Below are 16061 nucleotides of genomic sequence, written 5' to 3'. Positions count from 1 at the left end.
CGGTTCCGTGTGCCGTCGCCGACCGGTACGCTTTCGAACATGAGATCGACTGGCGGCGCGTCCCGGTGCGACGTACCGTTGCCGTTCGACGTCGTTCCCGGTGCTCTGCCCACGCCCGCGCGGCGGGCACCTGCGCCCGCGCCGGAGGACGAGACTCTGGTCCACCGTCTTGTCGGCGCCCACCTCACCTCGCGCGGTCTCCCGCCCGGCTCCGACCTCGTGATCAACCCCCGCCGGCCCAAGCGTGGTGAGGTGGCGGTCGTACGCTCCGGCGGCCGCATCCGGGTCGGCATCTTCGACCTCGAACGCGGTCGCACGGTCCTGCGCTCCGACCGCGGCACCCGCTGGCTGCCGCCCGACGCCGTCTACGTCGGCGTCGCCGCCCTTGCCTCTCCGACCCTTGACGGGATGCCGACGGGCTGATCCGGGCGAGGTGTCCGTGAGGATGCGGTGGTGACGTACGACACGTCGTCACCGGCCAGCGAGCAAGTAAGGGTTGCCTTCGTTGAATCGCCTGGGGGAATAACGTCACAATGGTGTTGTGAAATTCGACGAGAGCACTCTGCAGCCCGCAGAGACCAGCGAGGAGAGCACCCGCCAGCGGGTCGCTCGGTCGCTGCTTGTCGACGGCCCGCAGACCGCTGCGACGCTGGCCAAGCGACTCGATCTCACCCCGGCCGCGGTCAGGCGCCACCTGGACGCGCTGGCCGAGGAGGAGGCGGTGGAGCAGCGTGAGCCGCGCACCGCGTCCACGCGTGGGCGGGGCCGCCCGGCCAAGCTCTTCGCGCTCACCGACCAGGGTAGGGACGGCTTCGAGAAGAAGTACGACGACCTGGCGGTCGAGGCGCTGCGGTTCCTCTCCGAGGTGGCCGGCGAAGAGGCCGTGCGGGAATTCGCGGAGCGCCGCGCGGCGTTCATCAAGCAGGGACTGGACCGGATCGCCGCCGGCGAGACGGATCTCAGCCCCGCGCAGGTGCTCGCGAATGTGTTCACGGCCAACGGCTACGCGGCCTCCGTCAGGGAGCTGCCGCTGATCAACGGCCATGACGCAGGTGAGCAGCTGTGCCAGCAGCACTGCCCGGTCGCCCACGTCGCCCAGGAGTTCCCCGAGCTCTGCGAGGCGGAGACAGAGGCGATCGCGAAGCTGCTCGGCACCCACGTACAACGCTTGGCCACCATCGCCCACGGCGACGGAGTCTGCACGACGCACATCCCTCCTGGATCCTCCGGTCCCGGCGAAGTTTCGAAGAAGAAGGAGCAGGTCACGACATGACCTCCATCGAGGAGCTCAACCCCGAGCTGAAGGGCATCGGCAAGTACGAGTTCGGCTGGTCCGACTCGGACGTCGCCGGTGCTGCGGCACAGCGCGGTCTCAACGACGCCATCGTCCGCGACATCTCCGGCAAGAAGTCTGAGCCGCAGTGGATGCTCGACCTGCGCCTGAAGGGCCTCAAGCTCTTCGGCCGCAAGCCGATGCCCACCTGGGGCTCCGACCTCTCGGACATCGACTTCGACAACATCAAGTACTTCGTGCGCTCGTCGGAGAAGCAGGCCACCTCGTGGGAGGACCTGCCCGAGGACATCAAGAACACCTACGACCGGCTCGGCATCCCCGAGGCGGAGAAGCAGCGCCTGGTCGCCGGTGTCGCCGCGCAGTACGAGTCGGAGGTCGTCTACCACTCGATCCGCGAGGACCTCGAGGCCCAGGGCGTGCTCTTCCTCGACACCGACACCGCGCTCAAGGAGCACCCGGAGATCTTCCAGGAGTACTTCGGCACGGTGATCCCGGTCGGCGACAACAAGTTCGCCGCGCTGAACACCGCCGTGTGGTCGGGTGGCTCCTTCATCTACGTGCCCAAGGGCGTCCACGTGGACATCCCGCTGCAGGCCTACTTCCGGATCAACACCGAGAACATGGGCCAGTTCGAGCGCACCCTGATCATCGCCGACGAGGGCTCCTACGTTCACTACGTCGAGGGCTGCACCGCACCGATCTACCAGTCGGACTCGCTGCACTCCGCGGTCGTCGAGATCATCGTGAAGAAGAACGCCCGCGTTCGCTACACGACCATCCAGAACTGGTCGAACAATGTCTACAACCTGGTCACCAAGCGCGCCACCTGCGAGGAGGGCGCGACCATGGAGTGGGTCGACGGCAACATCGGCTCCAAGGTGACCATGAAGTACCCGGCGGTCTACCTGATGGGTGAGCACGCCAAGGGCGAGACGCTCTCCATCGCCTTCGCAGGCGAGGGTCAGCACCAGGATGCGGGCGCCAAGATGGTGCACGCCGCTCCGAACACCTCCTCGTCGATCCTGTCGAAGAGCGTTGCGCGTGGCGGTGGCCGCACCTCCTACCGCGGCCTGATCCAGATCAACGAGGGCGCGCACGGCTCGAAGTCCAACGTGCTCTGCGACGCGCTCCTGGTCGACCAGATCTCGCGTTCGGACACCTACCCCTACGTCGACATCCGCGAGGACGACGTCTCGATGGGTCACGAGGCCTCGGTCTCGAAGGTCTCCGACGACCAGCTGTTCTACCTGATGTCCCGCGGCATGGCCGAGGACGAGGCGATGGCGATGATCGTGCGCGGCTTCGTCGAGCCGATCGCCAAGGAGCTCCCGATGGAGTACGCCCTCGAGCTCAACCGCCTGATCGAACTGCAGATGGAAGGAGCGGTCGGCTGATGACCGCAGCTGTGCAGGAGGCCCTGGAGCTCGACAAGGTCGAGTCCCACCTCCACCCGGAAGGCTCTTTCGACGTCGAGGCGCACGAGGTGCCGAAGGGTCGCGAGGAGATCTGGCGGTTCACCCCGCTCAAGCGCCTCAAGGGCATCCACGACAACGCCCCGTTCGCCGACGGTGCGACCAAGGTGGAGGTCGAGGCGGCCACGGGCGTGACCGTCGAGACCGTCGCGGCCGACGATGACGTACGCGGCAGCTCGGGCCTCGTCCCGACCGACCGTGTCTCGGCGCGGGCCTGGGCGGCCAGCACCGGCGCGACCGTCGTGCGGGTCCCGACCGACACCGTCGTCGAGGGCGCGACCGTGATCCGCCACCACGGCACCGGCTCGGAGACCGCCGGCGCCGGTCATGCGGTGATCGTGGCGGAGAAGTTCGCCAAGGCGACCGTCGTGCTGGTCTTCGAGGGCTCTGCCGTCGTCGCCGACAACATCGAGATCGTCGTCGAGGACGGTGCCGACCTCACCGTCGTCTCCGTCCAGGACTGGGCCGACGACGCCGTCCACCTCTCCACCCAGCACGCCAAGGTCGGCCGCGACGCCAACCTCAAGCACGTCTCGGTGAGCTTCGGTGGCGACGTGGTGCGCCACGACTTCTCGGCGGAGTACTCCGGCCCCGGCGGCTCCGTGGAGTCGCTCGGCCTCTACTTCGCCGACGCCGGTCAGCACATCGAGCACCGTCTCTTCGTCGACCACACCGCCCCGAAGACCAAGTCCCACGTGGTCTACAAGGGCGCGCTGCAGGGCGAGAAGGCCCACGCGGTCTGGATCGGCAACGTGCTGATCCGCAAGGAGGCCGAGGGCATCGAGACGTACGAGGAGAACCGCAACCTCATCCTCACCGACGGTGCCTGGGCCGACTCCGTGCCCAACCTGGAGATCGAGACCGGCGAGATCGAGGGCGCGGGTCACGCGTCGGCGATCGGCCGGTTCGACGACGAGCAGCTCTTCTACCTCCAGAGCCGCGGCATCTCCGAGACCGAGGCGAAGCGCCTGGTCGTGCACGGCTTCTTCAACGACCTGATCCGTCAGATCGGTGTCCCCGAGCTCGAGGAGAAGCTGACCAGCACGGTCGAGGCCGAGCTCGCCAAGAACATCAACACCCTTATCGAGAAGGACGCAACCGCATGAGCACGCTTGAGATCAAGGACCTCACGGTCTCGGTGAACACCGAGGACGGTGCCAAGGAGATCCTCAAGGGCGTGACCCTGACGATCAACTCCGGCGAGACCCACGCGATCATGGGCCCCAACGGCTCGGGCAAGTCGACGCTTGCCTACTCGATCGCCGGCCACCCGAAGTACACCATCACCGGCGGCACTGTCACCCTCGACGGTGAGGACGTCCTGGAGATGTCGGTCGACGAGCGCGCCAAGGCCGGGCTGTTCCTGGCGATGCAGTACCCCGTCGAGGTTCCCGGCGTGAGCGTGGCCAACTTCCTCCGCACCGCGAAGACGGCGCTGGACGGCGAGGCCCCCAAGCTGCGTACGTGGGTCAAGGACGTCAACGGTGCGATGAACAAGATGCACCTGGACCCGACCTTCTCGCAGCGCTCGGTCAACGAGGGCTTCTCCGGTGGCGAGAAGAAGCGCCACGAGATCGCCCAGCTCGACATCCTCGACCCGGCCTTCGCGCTGCTCGACGAGATCGACTCCGGCCTCGACATCGACGCGCTCAAGGTCGTTTCCGAGGGGATCAACGACTTCCGTGCCCGCGATGGCAAGTCGGTCCTGCTGATCACCCACTACACCCGCATCCTGCGCTACATCAAGCCTGACCACGTGCACGTCTTCGTGGCCGGCCGGATCGCGGAGTCGGGTGGCCCGGACCTGGCCGAGGAGCTGGAGGCCAACGGCTACGAGAAGTACGTCGCGGCAGGGGTCTGACATGAAGGGTCTGCTGCCCGACCTGGATCTGGTCCGCAAGGACTTCCCGATCCTGGAGCGCACCTTCGACGGCGGCGAGACCCCGCTGGTCTACCTCGACAGCGCCAACACCTCGCAGAAGCCGCAGATCGTGATCGACACCATGGTCGATCACCTGGAGCGGCACAACGCCAACATCGCTCGGGCGATGCACCACCTGGGTGCCGAGGCGACCGAGGCGTTCGAGGGGGCGCGCGACACCGTCGCGCGCTTCCTCGGCGCGCCCGAGCGCGACGAGGTGATCTTCACCAAGAACGCCTCCGAGGCGCTCAACCTGGTCGCCAACACCGTGCCGCTGGCCGCCGGCGACGTGGTCGTGACCACCGAGATGGAGCACCACTCCAACATCGTTCCGTGGCAGCTCGCCACACAGCGCGCGGGTGCGACGTTGAAGTGGTTCGGACTCACCGACTCCGGTGAGCTCGACCTGTCGAACATCGACGAGCTGATCACGCCGGCGACCAAGATCGTCGCGCTGACCTGGGTCTCCAACATGCTCGGCACGATCAACCCGATCGCCGAGATCGCCCGGAAGGCCCACGAGGTCGGTGCGCTGGTCGTCGTCGACGCTGCACAGGCCGCCCCGGTGCTGCCGATCGACCTGGCCTCGATGGCCGAGGAGGAGCGTCCCGACTTCCTCGCCTTCACCGGCCACAAGGTCGTCGGCCCGACCGGCATCGGCGTCCTGTGGGGCCGGCGTGCCGCGCTCGAGGCGCTGCCGCCGTTCCTCGGTGGTGGCGAGATGATCGCGACGGTGACGATGGAGAAGTCGACCTACGCGCCGATCCCGCACAAGTTCGAGGCCGGCACCCCGCCGATCGCCGAGGCAGTGGGTCTCGGTGCGGCGCTGGAATACCTCATGCACGTCGGGATGGAGAACGTCCACGCCCACGAGCAGGCGATCACGGCCTACGCGCTGGAGCGTCTCGCGACCGTCCCGGGTGTGACCGTGCTCGGCCCGGCCGACGCCGCCAAGCGCGGCGGCGCGATCGCCTTCGAGCTCGACGGCGTGCACCCGCACGACGTGGCCCAGGTGCTCGACTCCAAGGGCGTCGCCATCCGCGCCGGGCACCACTGCGCCAAGCCCGCCCACCAGCGGTTCGGCGTCCAGGCCTCCAACCGGATGTCGTCCTACCTCTACACCACGCCCGCCGAGATCGACGCGCTGGTCGAGGGGTTGGAATACGTACGCACGTTCTTCAAGTTGGACAAGTGATGACTGCCGCGAACCTCGAGAGCATGTACCAGGAGATCATCCTGGACCACTACAAGAACCCGCACGGGAAGGGTCTTCGCGACCCCTTCGAGGCGGAGGTTCACCACGTCAACCCGACCTGCGGTGACGAGATCACCCTGCGGCTCCACGTCGACGGCGGCAAGATCGAGGACATCTCCTACGACGCCCTCGGCTGCTCCATCTCGCAGGCCTCGGCCTCCGTGCTCAACGACCTGGTCGTGGGCAAGACGGTGGACGAGGCGATGGTGATCCACGAGGAGTTCCTGCGGCTGATGCAGGGCAAGGGCCAGGTGGAGCCCGACGAGGACATTCTGGAGGACGGCATCGCCTTCGCCGGCGTCGCCAAGTTCCCCGCCCGGATCAAGTGCGCGCTGCTGTCGTGGATGGCCTGGAAAGACGCCGCCGCGAAGACTGTCGCCGAGGAGAACTGATGACTGAGACCGACCACACTGAGCACGATCATGCGGGACACGACCACGCGGGTCATGACCACTCCGGCCATGATCACTCGGGTCATGACCACTCGGGCCACGGCCATGGGCACGGTCACGAGGCGCCTGAGTGGCAGGGGATGCGTACGTCCACGGTCGAGGGCGCGAGCCTGAAGATCGAGGACGTCGAGGAGGCGATGAAGGACGTCGTCGACCCCGAGCTCGGCATCAACGTCGTCGACCTGGGTCTGATCTACGGCCTGCACATCGAGGACCACTCCAACGTGGTCATCGACATGACGCTGACCTCGGCGGCCTGCCCGCTGACCGACGTCATCCAGGACCAGACCTCGCAGGCCTTGGAGGGCATGGTCAACGACGTGCACATCAACTGGGTCTGGATGCCGCCGTGGGGCCCGGACAAGATCACCCCCGACGGCCGCGAGATGCTGCGCGCGCTCGGGTTCAACGTCTGAGGGTTCGCCCGACGTGGGAGTCCTGAGGTCACTGGGTGACCTCAGGACTCCCACGTCATTTCAGGCGACGCGACGGGCGCGCGCGATCGCTTCCTGGCTGCGCTTGTAGGGCTTTCGTCCGGGAGTTCTGGGAGTGTCCCGAGGTTTGCCGCTCTCCAGGAGCACGCCGCCCCAGACTCCCCACTCCCGCCGGGCGGTGCCGAGCTCGAGGCAGGTCTGCCGCATCGGGCAGGCGGCGCAGACCTCCTGCGCCTCGGCGAGCTGGGTGAGGTCCTCGGGATGAAAGAGCTCCGGGTCCTCGCCCACGCAGGCCCACTCGTCGGTCCGGGGAGTCGGGTGCTTCAGCGTCAGCTCATAGGTCTTCGAGCTGTTGCCCTCTCCGAAGAGTGTGATGATCTCCATCTCGTTCACCTCCTGGTGATGCTGCTGGACATGAGAAAGGGCCGCCTCCGATTCGATCGGAGCGGCCCTGGTGGATGCGGTGAGCACCTACGTTCGTTGCGGCTCCGAGCGCGCAAACTCCACGTCCTGGACCGGTCGGCCCAGGTGCTTGCAGATCGTGGTCTCGCGCATGACATCAATGGTATTCACCCCGCCCCAGCCGGGACCACTGGTTTGTCGCGGGAAACGTGCCGGTGACGGCGGCTTAACCGGCTGCGTACGCGGCCTCGTTAGCGTCCGGGATCCATCGTCCCCGACGCTTAGGAGACCCGATGAAGGTCTTGAAGTCCCCAGCCGTCCTGATCCTCGCCGGTGCGGTCGCCGGCATCGTCTTCGGCCTGGTGGTGGGGGAGTGGGCGGCGAACCTCAAGTTCGTCGGCGACATCTTCATCAGGCTGATCCAGATGTCGATCGTCCCGCTGGTCGCCTCGTCGGTGATCGTCGCGACGGGCGCGATGACCGGGGCGGGCGCCGGCCGGCTGGCTGGGGCGACCTTCGGCTGGATGCTGGGGTTCGCGGTGGTCGCCGCCTTCGTCGGCTGGGGGCTGGCGGAGCTGATCGAGCCGGGAGCGGGGATGCGCTATGACGGCGAGCTCGACCCGACCCTGACCGACTCGGCCGCGGCGACCGCGGTCGGGTGGCAGCAGACGGTGACCGGCTTCGTCTCCACCAACGTGGTCGAGGCGATGGCCACCGGCGCGATGGTGCCGATCATCGTCTTCGCCCTGATCTTCGGTCTCGCGCTCAACCGCTACACCGCGATGAACGGCCCGACCGTCGTACTCACCTTCTTCGAGCAGATCCAGGCGATCGTTCTGCTGATGATCAGGTACGTCATGTTCCTGGCGCCGATCGGCGTCTTCTGCCTCCTCGCCGACCTCGCCGGCCGCGTCGGCTTCGGGGTGGTCACCACCGCGCTCGCGTACTTGGGCACGACCCTGGCCGGCGTGGTGATCATCTCCGCCCTCTACGTCATCGTGGTCGTCGCCGTCACCCGGCTCAACCCGCTGCGCCTGCCCGCGAAGCTCGCCGAGCAGACCGTCGTGGCCGTCACCACGACGTCGTCGGCGGTCACCTTCCCGACGGTGCTGAAGAACGCGGTCGAGAAGTTCGGGATCTCGAAGCGGGTCGCGGACTTCACGCTCTGCCTGGGGATGACGATGGGCTCGTGCGGCGCGGTGCTCAACTACACGATCGTGGTGCTCTTCCTCGCCCAGGCCTCCGGCGTCTCGCTCTCTCCGGGCGACATCGCGCTCGGGATGGCGCTCGCGGTGCTGCTCAACATCGGCACGATCACGGTGCCCGGCGGGTTCCCGGTCGTCGCCATCTTCCTGGCCACGTCCCTGGACCTACCCATCGAGGCCGCCGGGCTGCTCATCGCGGTGGACTGGTTCACCGGCATCCTGCGTACGTTCCTCAACGTGAACGGAGACACCATGGTCGCTCTGCTGGTGGCGCACGGCGCGGATGAGATCGACCGGGACGTGTACGCCGGGACGAAGCCGATGGTGGAGTCTGTCGCGGAGGCGGCGGCCTGACACGATGGAGTCATGGACGTAGCCGCCCGCACCGCAGCCAACCGCCGCCTGCTCGCCGACTTCTTCGACGGCCTCGACGAGACCCAGCTGGAGGCACAGGGCCTCTGCTCGGCCTGGACGGTGAGGGAGGTGCTGGGCCACAGCGCGATGCCGTTCTCGGTCGGGATCGGGCGGCTGCTGTGGCGCACGCTGCTGGCCACAGGCTCCATCGACCGGGCCTCGGCCGCGATCGCCGAGGAGCAGGCGCGGCGGCCGGTGGCCGAGCTGACCGGGCTGCTGAGGACGTACGCCACCAAGCGGGTGCCGGCGCCCGGCGTCGGTCCGATGGGACAGTTCACCGACCACTGCATCCACCTGCGTGACTGCGCCCGACCGCTCGGTTTCGACACCGACGTCCCGCTCGAGGACTGGCACGCGGTGCTCGACTGGCTGCCGACCAAGCAGGCCTCGCTGGGGGTGGTCCCGGCTGGCCGGCTCGACGGGCTCGCGCTGCGCGCGACCGACCAGGACTGGTTCTGGACGGCGCCGGACGGGGTGGAGGTCTCGGGGCCCAGCGAGGCCCTGGCGATGGCTCTCTCCGGACGTTCGGTCGCTCTGGCGGATCTCGATGGACCAGGGGTGGCGACGTTGCGGGAGCGGATCGGCTGACCCGGGTAGGCTCCCCGGACGTGGAGGCTCCTGGTCGGATCTGGTTCGGGTACGTCGCCGCGGTGGGCCTCGCGGTGATCGGGTTGTTCACCCTGGATCCGCTCGCGTTCGGCCTGGCCGTCGCCGTGCTGGTCGCGACGGTGCTGGGGGAGTGGTACCGCGGCCGTCAGGCCGCACTGTCCGCTGCGGCGGCGGACACCGACCTTGCGGACTTGGTCTCCCGATGGGTCCGCGGTTGGGCCTACGCCCGGGGCTTTCCCCGCCCTGCGGCGGTGCCCGGAGGCGTACGCGTGGAGGTGGGGGAGCCGGGACGCCGGGTCGAGTGGGTGGCGACCGACGACGCGGACACGCTCGCCATGCTCGTCGACACCGCCCGGGCCACGCCCGAGGCGTGGTTGTCGGTGGTGACCGAGTCGCCCGCGGGCGTACGCCCATGGTTCGTCGAGGCTGGACTGGTCGCCAGCGATGGCGAAGAGGCGCTGATGTCGATCCAGCTCGCCGACCACGCGTTCCGGCGGCTTCCGGAGGGCTATCGCGCCGAGGTGGATCGCGACGGCGGCGTCATCACCGTGACGGTCCGCGTGGGCGAGGATGTCGCGGCCCGTGGGCGGATCGCCGTCATCGGTGCCGACGCCGTCGCCGACCGGATCCAGACCGAGCCCGACCACCGGCGCCGCGGTCTCGGCGGTGCGGTGATGAGCCTGCTCGTCTCGGCCGCCCGCGAGGCCGGTGCCGTCCATGGCCTTCTGGTCGCCAGCGAGATGGGCGAGCCCCTTTACGCCGGCCTCGGCTGGCGCGCCCGGGCCAGTCTGGTGACCGCGCGATCAGCCACGCCGCGTACCTCCGTCGAGTCCCGGCACGGCTAGTGCCAACTGTGGTTGAGTGTCGCCTATGAGCGACGACGCCGTCATGGTTCCCGACAACCCTGAGCAAGAGGCAGAGGTTGCTGCGTTCTGGGAGGACGTGAAGCATCACGCCCACCTCAGCGCCGCGCCGGGCTACTTCGGTGCGTCCCCGCTGGAAGCGCTGCAGCCACCGGCGTGGGCGTTCGGCGGGACGCCGGAAGAGGCAGACGGGCTGCTCGAGCTCGTTCTCGAAGGGGTGAAGACGGCGACGGCCACGGCGCAGTGGGACTTCGAGAGCGGAGACGAACCGTTCCCGACCGTGGGTGGCATGAGCATCATCCTCGACGGCTCCGGTCATCCACGAGCCCTCATCGCCACCACTCAGGTCGACGTCGCCCCGTTCCGGGAGGTCCCTGCGGAGTTTGCGCGACTGGAGGGCGAGGGCGACCTGTCGCTCGAGTACTGGCGCGAGGTGCACGAACGCTTCTTCACCGAGTTCGCCGGTCCCGACAACGAGTTCAGCGAGGACATGCCGGTCGTGATGGAGCAGTTCGAGCTCGTCTGGCCGAAGCCGGACTGATCCGGAACCCGGATGATGGGCGGATGACACCGACCGAGCTGACCGAGCGGGTCCGAGAGATCTGCCTCGGGTTCCCGGAGAGCGCTGAGCGGGTCACCCACGGCGCGCCCGGGTTCTTCGTGAAGAAGCAGTTCGTGATGCTGTGGCCGCAGGGACATCACGGGCGCGGCGAGCCGCATCTGTGGGCGGCCGCCGCGGCGGGGGTGCAGGCCGAGGTCATCGGTGACGATCCCGAGCGCTTCTTCGTACCTCCCTATGTCGGTGGGCGTGGCTGGGTCGGCATGCGGCTCGACGGTGACGTCGACTGGGACGAGGTCGCCGAGATCTGCGAGGACGCCTATCGTCACATCGCGCCGCCTCGGCTGCTGCGTGGCCTGGACCGGTAGCGTACGGACATGCCCAACGTCGCCGTCCCGGTCGCTCGGATCCAGCGCTGGGTCGACAACTTCGCCGCGCGCCACGGCGAGACCCGGCTCGGGGTCGACTCCGGCGCGCTGACCGGTGCCGCGGCCGACGGATCCTCGTTCATCGCGGCGCTGCCGTTCGAGAAGACGTACGCCGGGCCGGCCGATCTCGAGGCGTTCATCGCCGCCTCGGCTCCGCCGCAGGACTGGGGCCTGCTGCTGGTGCGCAAGGGCGGCTTCGCGATCGCCCGGATGAGCGGCGGCGAGATCGCCGACCACAAGATCGGGCGGCGGCACGTCCAGGGGAAGACCAAGGCGGGCGGCTGGAGCCAGCAGCGCTTCGCCCGGCGCCGCGCCAACCAGGCCAGTGCCGCGTACGAGGCGGCGGCCGAGCACGCCGCCCGGATCCTCGACGGGCTGCGAGGCCCTCTCGTCACCGGCGGCGACCACGGCGGCGTCGACGACGTGCTCGAGGATCGGCGGCTGGCGTCGCTCAGGGTGGCCGGACCGTGGCTGGCCGTGCAGGACCCCAACCGCGCGGTGCTCGATCAGGCGATCGAGGAGGCCCAGAAGGTGCGGATCGAGGTCCTCAACGCCGACAGCTGACGCGTCAGGGGAGCTGCCAGACTCCTGGCGAACCCTTGACCATCAGGCCGTCGGTCAGCAGCGTCTGACGGGCACGGCGTGCCGCGTAGCGCCAGCGGAGCTCGCCTTCCGGGGTGGTCTCGAAGTCGCCCGGGAGGAGGCTGTCGGCCAGCTGGCTCTCGAGCTCGTCGAGAACGTCGTCGGCAGACATCGAGCCGCCGGCGGTCTCGAGGATCTCCAGGATGAGTGGCGCGAAGGCGGCCGGCGGGGTCCACTTGCGGGGAGCGGACTTGGTGACGACCTTCGGCGCGGCGGCCGTCGAGCTCGTCGTGGTCTTGCGTACCCGGGTTGTCGGCTTCTTCACTGGAGCCGGAGCGGGCGGGGCCGGGGGCCGCCCATGGATGCACTGTGACTTCGGCAGGTCACACAGCTCGCAGTAGTCAGTCTCGGACATCGGCTCAACCATATCGGCCCCAGGATCAAACTCAGCATCCCGTCGTCGCCTCCCGGCGGTGAGTGCCGTTGCGACCTGCGAGGATGCGCTACTTTGGCAAGCATGTGGCAGCCCGACCCAGGGTGGCTCGTCCTCCCCGGCGGCACCGGACCCTCCACGCTGGGGGTCTGGCGCACCGCTGTGGGCGAGGAGCAGGAGCCGGTCGTGGTCAAGCGGCTCGGGCAGCCGGGGGCGTACGATCCGGCCGAACTGAGCCGCCGGCGACACTTCGCCTACTGGCGGCGGGCGGCGGACGTCGCCACCTCGGGGCTCGTCGACGACACCCCCGGCATGATCGGCGCGCGTACGAGCGTCGCCGAGGACGACGAGGGCATCACCCTGACCAGCGAGTGGGTCGAGGACGCCGCCAACTCCGGGCTCTTCGCGGCGCTCTCCATGGGCCGCTTCGCCGGCGCGGACCTGGGCGAGGCGCGCTGGCTGGCGCGCGACCAGTTCCGCGACCGGATCGCGCGGGTGGAGTACAACGGCGGCTGGCCGACGATGATGCGCACGACAGCTGCGGACATCGCCCACACCCTCTGGGAGCGGCGCGGGCGCTTCACCAACCTCCTCGACGAGCTGCCCCAGGTCGCCCAGCACGGCGACCCCGCGCCGCAGAACCTCCTCGGCCGCACCGACGACGGCGAGCGGCTGATCGCGATCGACTGGTCGAGCCTGGGCCACGGCCCCGTCGGCGGTGACCTCGGGCTCTATCTGCTGCACGCCCGGGAGTCGTTCGAGCCGCTGCTGGAGGCGTACGTCCTGGGGCTGCCTGCCGGCGTCGCAACTCGTGAGGAGGTGACGCTCGGTGCGCAGATCAGCGCCGTCTACACCGCGCTGAGCCGAGCCGAGTGGGCGCTGAGCCGGATCAAGCCGGGGGAGGGACCGCTGCTCGCGAAGTTCCGCCACCCCGCCGTCGCGCCCCACCTGCGGACCCTGCAGAAGCAGGCACCGCTGGTCGAGGCGCTGCTCGAGATGTGAGCCGCTCGGTCGCAGGCGTCACATCTGCAACACCGCTCAGGCAATGCCTGCACTTCTCAGGTGTTGCAATGCCCGAGAAGTGCAGGGATACCCGGTTAACCGGGTATCCCTGCACCGGGCCTACGGGTTGTCGAGATCCCGCGCTTTGAACGTGTCGCAGCCGGCGATCGAGTCGGGCGTGGTCATGCCCTTCCGGAACCAGGCGATCCGCTGCTCGGAGGAGCCGTGGGTGTACTGCGAGGTGTCGACGCGGCCGGTGGTGCGGGACTGGATGTGGTCGTCGCCGACGGTCTTGGCGGCATCGATGCCCTCGGTGATGTCCTGGTCGGTGATGTCCTCGACGAACCCGTCGTCCTCGGCGGCGGCGGTCCACATGCCGGCGTAGCAGTCGGCCTGCAGCTCCAGGCGTACGGCGTCGGACTCAGGACCCTGCTGGGTGCGCACCTGGCCCATGGTGCCGAGCAGGTTCTGGATGTGGTGGCCGTACTCGTGGGCGAGCACGTAGGCGCGTACGAAGGTGGTGTCCTGCCCGCCGAGCTGCTCGAAGATCGAGTCGAAGAACGTCGGGTCGAGGTAGATCGTCTGGTCGGCCGGGCAGTAGAACGGGCCGACGGAGCTCGACGCGGAGCCGCAGCCGCCGGTCTGGACCTGGTCGGAGAAGATCACGACCGCCTGCTCGGGCTGGAACCGGCCGGAGAGGTCGCGCTGGGAGTCCCAGTAGCCGGTCATCGAGTTCTCGAGGGCGACGAAGGCGCAGTTCTCGTCGTTGTTGGCGTCCTCGCCGGTCTGGCACGACCCGAAGTCGCCGGTCTCGCCGCCGTCGGCCGCCTGCATGCCGCCGAAGGTGCCGGTGCCCACCGACGTCGTGCCTCCGCTGTCGCCGAGGACCTGCGGGCCGACGCCGGTGCACTGGGTGATGAGGAAGAAGAGCAGCAGCACGATGACGGTGCCGATGCCACCGCTCGCCTTGCCGCCGGGGATCGGGATCCGGCCGCCACCTCCACCACCGAACCCGCCACCGCCACCGCCGGAGGTCCGGCTGGTGTCGAGTCTGGCCTTCGGGTTGAACCGCATCTTGTCCCCCTGGAGGTGGTGATGTGTGGGACCGAGTGCCCCGCCCATACACTAGTGACGGAGATGATCACTGCCCATGACCTAGAAGTCCGCGTCGGCGCCAGACTTTTGATGGAGAACGTCACATTCCGAGTCGGACCCGGCGACAAGGTCGGGCTCGTAGGCCGCAACGGCGCTGGGAAGACGACCCTGACGAAGGTGCTCGCCGGCGACCACCTGCCTGCCTCCGGAACGGTGTCCAACGCCGGTGAGATCGGCTATCTGCCCCAGGACCCACGGGTCGGCGATCCCGAGGTGATCGCCAAGGACCGGATCCTGTCCGCGCGCGGCCTCGACGATGCCGTACGTCGCATGCGGATCGCCGAGGAGGAGATGGGCTCCGAGGATCCGAACGTGCGCGAGAAGGCGATGAAGCGCTACCAGCGCGCCCACGACGAGCTCGACGCGGGCGGTGGCTACGCGGCCGAGACCGAGGCCCTGCAGATCGCCCAGTCGCTCGGCATCCCCGACCGGATCATGACCCAGCCGCTCAAGACCTTGTCGGGCGGCCAGAGGAGACGCGTCGAGCTGGCGCGCATCCTCTTCTCGTCGGCCGAGGTGCTCATCCTCGACGAGCCGACCAACCACCTCGACGCCGACTCGATCATCTGGCTGCGCGACTGGATGAAGTCCTACAAGGGCGGCTTCATCGTGATCTCCCACGACAACGATCTGCTCGCCCAGACGGTCAACAAGGTCTTCCACCTCGACGCCAACCGCGAGGTGATCGACATCTACAACATGCCGTGGAAGCAGTACCTCGTGCAGCGCGAGACCGACGAGGCGCGCCGCAAGCGTGAGCTGATGAACGCGCAGAACAAGGCCAAGACGCTCACCGACCAGGCCAACAAGATGCGCGCCAAGGCCACTAAGGCGACGGCCGCGCAGAGCATGCTCAAGCGCGCAGAGAAGATCATGGCCGGCGTCGAGGGGGAGCGGAAGCAGGAGAAGGTCGCCGCGATCAAGTTCCCCTCGCCCGCGCCCTCCGGCAAGACCCCGCTCACCGCCAACGACCTCTCCAAGTCCTACGGCGCGCTCGAGGTCTTCACCGCCGTCGACCTGGCGATCGACCGAGGGACCCGGGTGGTCATCCTCGGGCTCAACGGTGCCGGCAAGACCACGATGCTCCGGATCCTGGCCGGCGTCGACCAGCCCGACACCGGCGAGGTCGTGCCGGGCCACGGGCTGAAGGTCGGCTACTACGCCCAGGAGCACGAGACCCTCGACACCAAGCGGTCCGTGCTGGAGAACATGCAGTCATCGGCGCCGCAGCTCACCGACACCGAGGCGCGCACCGTGCTGGGTGCCTTCCTCTTCACCGGCGACGATGTGCACAAGCCCGCCGGGGTGCTCTCAGGTGGGGAGAAGACCCGGCTGGCCCTGGCCTCCCTGGTCGTCTCCGCCGCCAACGTGCTCCTGCTCGACGAGCCCACCAACAACCTCGACCCGGCCTCCCGCGAGGAGGTGCTCAACGCGATCCGCCGCTACGAGGGCGCGATCGTGCTGGTCACCCACGACGAGGGCGCTGTCCACGCGCTGGAGCCCGACAAGGTGCTCATCCTCCCCGACGGCGTCGAGGACCTGTGGAACGAGGAGTACGCCGACCTGGTCTCGCTCGCCTGA

General features: G+C 68.6%; 19 protein-coding genes. 16 read left to right on the top strand and 3 right to left on the bottom strand.

Annotation, left to right across the window (positions count from 1 at the left end):
• Window positions 1-39 precede the first annotated feature (39 nt).
• The 8 genes from ACIO3S_RS13690 to ACIO3S_RS13655 all read left to right on the top strand — a co-directional run bounded on the left by ACIO3S_RS13690 (window position 40) and on the right by ACIO3S_RS13655 (window position 6810).
• Window positions 40-423, top strand: a complete 384-nt coding sequence (locus ACIO3S_RS13690; RefSeq protein ID WP_400464245.1) for a hypothetical protein — start codon at window positions 40-42, stop codon at window positions 421-423.
• 118 nt (window positions 424-541) lie between these two features.
• Window positions 542-1273 (top strand): metalloregulator ArsR/SmtB family transcription factor, encoded by a 732-nt coding sequence (locus ACIO3S_RS13685; RefSeq protein ID WP_350840457.1) that lies wholly within the window; start codon window positions 542-544, stop codon window positions 1271-1273.
• Window positions 1270-2688, top strand: coding sequence for a Fe-S cluster assembly protein SufB (gene sufB / locus ACIO3S_RS13680; RefSeq protein ID WP_160022627.1), 1419 nt, complete (start codon window positions 1270-1272; stop codon window positions 2686-2688). The genes ACIO3S_RS13685 and sufB overlap by 4 nt, the downstream gene beginning before the upstream one ends.
• Complete coding sequence (gene sufD, locus ACIO3S_RS13675; RefSeq protein ID WP_400464240.1) at window positions 2688-3872, top strand: Fe-S cluster assembly protein SufD; 1185 nt, start codon at window positions 2688-2690, stop codon at window positions 3870-3872. The genes sufB and sufD overlap by 1 nt, the downstream gene beginning before the upstream one ends.
• Window positions 3869-4627: a Fe-S cluster assembly ATPase SufC gene (gene sufC, locus ACIO3S_RS13670; RefSeq protein WP_141805059.1), complete on the top strand. Its 759-nt coding sequence runs from the start codon at window positions 3869-3871 to the stop codon at window positions 4625-4627. The genes sufD and sufC overlap by 4 nt, the downstream gene beginning before the upstream one ends.
• A 1-nt stretch (window position 4628) precedes the next feature.
• Entirely contained in the window at window positions 4629-5882 is a 1254-nt protein-coding gene (locus ACIO3S_RS13665; RefSeq protein WP_400464236.1) for a cysteine desulfurase, read from the top strand.
• The gene (sufU, locus tag ACIO3S_RS13660; protein ID WP_160022635.1) at window positions 5882-6334 is read left to right on the top strand and encodes a Fe-S cluster assembly sulfur transfer protein SufU; all 453 of its coding nucleotides are present in this window, start codon (window positions 5882-5884) and stop codon (window positions 6332-6334) included. Before ACIO3S_RS13665 ends, sufU begins: the two co-directional genes overlap by 1 nt.
• Window positions 6335-6474: 140 nt before the next feature.
• On the top strand, window positions 6475-6810 hold the full coding sequence (locus ACIO3S_RS13655; RefSeq protein WP_160028798.1) for a metal-sulfur cluster assembly factor: 336 nt from the start codon (window positions 6475-6477) through the stop codon (window positions 6808-6810).
• A gap of 60 nt (window positions 6811-6870) precedes the next feature.
• On the opposite strand, the gene ACIO3S_RS13650 is transcribed toward ACIO3S_RS13655, so the two are convergent.
• Complete coding sequence (locus ACIO3S_RS13650) at window positions 6871-7212, bottom strand: WhiB family transcriptional regulator (protein WP_400464233.1); 342 nt, start codon at window positions 7210-7212, stop codon at window positions 6871-6873.
• A 311-nt stretch (window positions 7213-7523) separates the two neighbouring features.
• Here ACIO3S_RS13650 and ACIO3S_RS13645 point away from each other — a divergent pair, with 311 nt between their 5' ends.
• The 6 genes from ACIO3S_RS13645 to ACIO3S_RS13620 are packed head-to-tail and all read left to right on the top strand — an operon-like array spanning window position 7524 to window position 11872.
• Window positions 7524-8789: a dicarboxylate/amino acid:cation symporter gene (locus tag ACIO3S_RS13645; RefSeq protein ID WP_400464230.1), complete on the top strand. Its 1266-nt coding sequence runs from the start codon at window positions 7524-7526 to the stop codon at window positions 8787-8789.
• Between the two features lie 12 nt (window positions 8790-8801).
• Window positions 8802-9437 carry a maleylpyruvate isomerase family mycothiol-dependent enzyme gene (locus ACIO3S_RS13640; RefSeq protein ID WP_400464227.1) on the top strand — a complete coding sequence of 212 codons (636 nt, stop codon included), beginning with the start codon at window positions 8802-8804 and terminating at the stop codon, window positions 9435-9437.
• A 20-nt stretch (window positions 9438-9457) separates the two neighbouring features.
• Window positions 9458-10303: a GNAT family N-acetyltransferase gene (locus ACIO3S_RS13635; protein ID WP_400464224.1), complete on the top strand. Its 846-nt coding sequence runs from the start codon at window positions 9458-9460 to the stop codon at window positions 10301-10303.
• Window positions 10304-10328: 25 nt separating this feature from the next.
• Window positions 10329-10862, top strand: a complete 534-nt coding sequence (locus ACIO3S_RS13630) for an ASCH domain-containing protein (protein WP_400464221.1) — start codon at window positions 10329-10331, stop codon at window positions 10860-10862.
• A gap of 23 nt (window positions 10863-10885) precedes the next feature.
• Window positions 10886-11248 carry an MmcQ/YjbR family DNA-binding protein gene (locus ACIO3S_RS13625; protein ID WP_400464218.1) on the top strand — a complete coding sequence of 121 codons (363 nt, stop codon included), beginning with the start codon at window positions 10886-10888 and terminating at the stop codon, window positions 11246-11248.
• A gap of 9 nt (window positions 11249-11257) precedes the next feature.
• Window positions 11258-11872: an acVLRF1 family peptidyl-tRNA hydrolase gene (locus ACIO3S_RS13620; protein ID WP_400464215.1), complete on the top strand. Its 615-nt coding sequence runs from the start codon at window positions 11258-11260 to the stop codon at window positions 11870-11872.
• 4 nt (window positions 11873-11876) lie between these two features.
• Here ACIO3S_RS13620 and ACIO3S_RS13615 read toward each other — a convergent pair whose 3' ends face one another.
• Window positions 11877-12305, bottom strand: a complete 429-nt coding sequence (locus tag ACIO3S_RS13615) for a hypothetical protein (protein ID WP_160022651.1) — start codon at window positions 12303-12305, stop codon at window positions 11877-11879.
• A 102-nt stretch (window positions 12306-12407) separates the two neighbouring features.
• Between ACIO3S_RS13615 and ACIO3S_RS13610 the strand changes: the two genes are divergently transcribed.
• Window positions 12408-13325: a phosphotransferase gene (locus ACIO3S_RS13610; RefSeq protein ID WP_400464211.1), complete on the top strand. Its 918-nt coding sequence runs from the start codon at window positions 12408-12410 to the stop codon at window positions 13323-13325.
• Between the two features lie 120 nt (window positions 13326-13445).
• Here the strand turns inward: ACIO3S_RS13610 and ACIO3S_RS13605 are convergent, their stop codons facing one another.
• The gene (locus tag ACIO3S_RS13605) at window positions 13446-14399 is read right to left on the bottom strand and encodes a neutral zinc metallopeptidase (protein ID WP_350840439.1); all 954 of its coding nucleotides are present in this window, start codon (window positions 14397-14399) and stop codon (window positions 13446-13448) included.
• Window positions 14400-14462: 63 nt separating this feature from the next.
• On the opposite strand from ACIO3S_RS13605, the gene ACIO3S_RS13600 reads away from it, so the two are divergent.
• Window positions 14463-16061, top strand: a complete 1599-nt coding sequence (locus ACIO3S_RS13600) for an ABC-F family ATP-binding cassette domain-containing protein (RefSeq protein ID WP_400464207.1) — start codon at window positions 14463-14465, stop codon at window positions 16059-16061.

The organism is Nocardioides sp. NPDC087217, assembly GCF_044744805.1.
GTDB lineage: Bacteria > Actinomycetota > Actinomycetes > Propionibacteriales > Nocardioidaceae > Nocardioides.
Note: the sequence above shows the minus strand (reverse complement) of the source record. Positions and strands in the feature narration are given on the sequence as shown.

Coding starts and splice junctions, on each gene's coding strand:
- ACIO3S_RS13690 (WP_400464245.1), top strand. CDS start 40: ATGAGATCGACTGGCGGCGCGTCCCGGTGCGACGTACCGTTGCCGTTC.
- sufB (WP_160022627.1), top strand. CDS start 1,270: ATGACCTCCATCGAGGAGCTCAACCCCGAGCTGAAGGGCATCGGCAAG.
- sufD (WP_400464240.1), top strand. CDS start 2,688: ATGACCGCAGCTGTGCAGGAGGCCCTGGAGCTCGACAAGGTCGAGTCC.
- sufC (WP_141805059.1), top strand. CDS start 3,869: ATGAGCACGCTTGAGATCAAGGACCTCACGGTCTCGGTGAACACCGAG.
- ACIO3S_RS13665 (WP_400464236.1), top strand. CDS start 4,629: ATGAAGGGTCTGCTGCCCGACCTGGATCTGGTCCGCAAGGACTTCCCG.
- sufU (WP_160022635.1), top strand. CDS start 5,882: ATGACTGCCGCGAACCTCGAGAGCATGTACCAGGAGATCATCCTGGAC.
- ACIO3S_RS13655 (WP_160028798.1), top strand. CDS start 6,475: ATGCGTACGTCCACGGTCGAGGGCGCGAGCCTGAAGATCGAGGACGTC.
- ACIO3S_RS13650 (WP_400464233.1), bottom strand. CDS start 7,212: ATGGAGATCATCACACTCTTCGGAGAGGGCAACAGCTCGAAGACCTAT.
- ACIO3S_RS13645 (WP_400464230.1), top strand. CDS start 7,524: ATGAAGGTCTTGAAGTCCCCAGCCGTCCTGATCCTCGCCGGTGCGGTC.
- ACIO3S_RS13640 (WP_400464227.1), top strand. CDS start 8,802: ATGGACGTAGCCGCCCGCACCGCAGCCAACCGCCGCCTGCTCGCCGAC.
- ACIO3S_RS13630 (WP_400464221.1), top strand. CDS start 10,329: ATGAGCGACGACGCCGTCATGGTTCCCGACAACCCTGAGCAAGAGGCA.
- ACIO3S_RS13625 (WP_400464218.1), top strand. CDS start 10,886: ATGACACCGACCGAGCTGACCGAGCGGGTCCGAGAGATCTGCCTCGGG.
- ACIO3S_RS13620 (WP_400464215.1), top strand. CDS start 11,258: ATGCCCAACGTCGCCGTCCCGGTCGCTCGGATCCAGCGCTGGGTCGAC.
- ACIO3S_RS13615 (WP_160022651.1), bottom strand. CDS start 12,305: ATGTCCGAGACTGACTACTGCGAGCTGTGTGACCTGCCGAAGTCACAG.
- ACIO3S_RS13610 (WP_400464211.1), top strand. CDS start 12,408: ATGTGGCAGCCCGACCCAGGGTGGCTCGTCCTCCCCGGCGGCACCGGA.
- ACIO3S_RS13605 (WP_350840439.1), bottom strand. CDS start 14,399: ATGCGGTTCAACCCGAAGGCCAGACTCGACACCAGCCGGACCTCCGGC.
- ACIO3S_RS13600 (WP_400464207.1), top strand. CDS start 14,463: ATGATCACTGCCCATGACCTAGAAGTCCGCGTCGGCGCCAGACTTTTG.